Raw genomic sequence first — 2,380 nt, 5'->3', positions numbered from 1 at the left:
ATAACGACGCGGACGGTGGCAACGACACGGATGCCCTGGCGGTCAGCCAGGTCGGTGAGGATGCCGCCAATGTTGGTCAGCCGACTGCCGGTGACAACGGTGGCCAGTTCACCGTCAATGCCGACGGCAGCTATGACTTCGCGCCAGGTGCGGACTTCGACGACCTTGCGGTTGATGAGGCCCGAACTACCACCATCAGCTACCAGGTCAGTGATGGTCAGGGCGGCGTGGATACCGCGACCCTGAGTGTCACTGTGACCGGCACCAATGATGCGCCGGTCGTCAGCACCCCGACGCCTGACGCGACTGCCGAAGATGGCGATGCGATCGATATCCCGGCGGGTGATGCCTTCCGTGATGTGGATGGCAGCGACGACCTGACCTTCACGGCCGCGGGTCTGCCGGTCGGTGTCACCATCGATCCGGACACGGGCCGCATCACGGGTACCCTGACGCCGGATGCCTCCCAGAATGGGCCGTTCGAGATCACTGTCACTGCCGATGATGGCAATGGCGGCACGGTCACCGACACCTTCACGCTGACGCCGAGCAATACTGCGCCGGTCGCGCAGGATGATCAGAGGGAAACTGCCGAGAATGTCTTGGCAATTGGCAATGTTCTGGCCAATGACACCGACGGGGGCAACGACACGGATGCCCTGACCGTCAGCCAGGTCGATGGCAGTGCCACCGCTATTGATCAGCCTGTTACGGGAAGTAATGGTGGCCAATTCACGATAGGGGAGGATGGGGGGTATGCCTTCAATCCGGGGGCGGACTTCGACGACCTCGCGGTTGATGAGACCCGTACCACTACCATCCGCTACCAGGTCAGCGATGGTCAGGGTGGCGTGGATAGCGCGACCCTGAGCGTCACCGTGACCGGCACCAATGATGTTCCGGTCGCTGTGGCAGATACCAATGTCACGACTGAGAACAGCTCTGTCAGTGGCGATGTCTTGCTCAACGACAGTGATATCGATGCCAGCGATACCCTGACTGTCAGTCAGGTCGGCGAAGATGCCGCCAATGTCGGTCAGCCGACTGCCGGTGACAACGGGGGCCAGTTCACCGTCAATGCCGACGGTAGCTATGACTTCGCGCCGGGCGCGGACTTCGACGACCTCGCGGTTGATGAGACCCGTACCACCACCATCAGCTACCAGGTCAGTGATGGCCAGGGCGGCGTGGATACCGCGACCCTGAGCGTCACCGTGACCGGCACCAATGATGCGCCGGTCGTCAGCACCCCGACGCCTGATGCGACTGCCGAAGACGGTGACGAAATCGATATTCCGGCTGGCGATGCCTTCCGTGATGTGGATGGCAGCGACGACCTGACCTTCACCGCCGCGGGGCTGCCGGAAGGGGTCACTATCGATCCGGACACGGGCCGCATCACGGGTACCCTGACGCCGGATGCCTCCCAGAATGGGCCCTTCGAGATCACCGTTACCGCTGATGATGGCAATGGCGGTACCGTCACCGACACCTTCATCCTGACACCGAGCAACACCGCACCGGTTGCCCAGGATGACGCCGTGACCGTCGCCGAGAAGGCGCCGGCCTCCGGCAACGTGCTGGATAACGACGCGGACGGTGGCAACGACACGGATGCCCTGGCGGTCAGCCAGGTCGGTGAGGATGCCGCCAATGTTGGTCAGCCGACTGCCGGTGACAACGGTGGCCAGTTCACCGTCAATGCCGACGGCAGCTATGACTTCGCGCCGGGCGCGGACTTCGATGACCTCGCGGTCGGAGAAAGCCGTACCACCACCCTCAGCTATCAGGTCAGCGATGGTCAGGGCGGTGTCGATACCGCGACCCTGAGTGTCACCGTGACCGGTACCAATGACGTGCCGGTCGTCAGCACGCCGACGCCTGACGCGACTGCCGAAGATGGCGATGCGATCGATATCTCGGCGGGTGATGCCTTCAATGATGTGGATGGCAGCGATGACCTGACCTTCACCGCCGCGGGTCTGCCGGACGGTGTCACTATCGATCCGGACACGGGCCGCATCACGGGTACCCTGACGCCGGATGCCTCCCAGAATGGGCCGTTCGAGATCACTGTCACTGCCGATGATGGCAATGGCGGTACCGTCACCGACACCTTCATCCTGACACCGAGCAACACCGCACCGGTTGCCCAGGATGACGCCGTCACCGTCGCCGAGAAGGCGCCGGCCTCCGGCAACGTGCTGGATAACGACGCGGACGGTGGCAACGACACGGATGCCCTGACGGTCAGCCAGGTCGGCGAGGATGCCGCCAATGTCGGTCAGCCGACTGCCGGTGACAACGGTGGCCAGTTCACCGTCAATGCCGACGGCAGCTATGACTTCGCGCCGGGCGCGGACTTCGATGACCTCGCGGT

Annotated in this window: 1 protein-coding gene; it reads left to right on the top strand. The window is 63.4% G+C overall.

The features are described 5' to 3' along the window. Positions 1 to 2,380, top strand: a 2,380-nt coding sequence (locus tag ACJJV2_RS00005; protein WP_405277462.1) for a beta strand repeat-containing protein, incomplete at both ends; no start/stop codon positions are given.

Source organism: Cobetia sp. Ld8 (assembly GCF_045066615.1).
Lineage (GTDB): Bacteria > Pseudomonadota > Gammaproteobacteria > Pseudomonadales > Halomonadaceae > Cobetia > Cobetia amphilecti.
The sequence above is the reverse complement of the archived record's forward strand: the minus strand, read 5'-3'. Positions and strand labels throughout refer to the sequence as shown.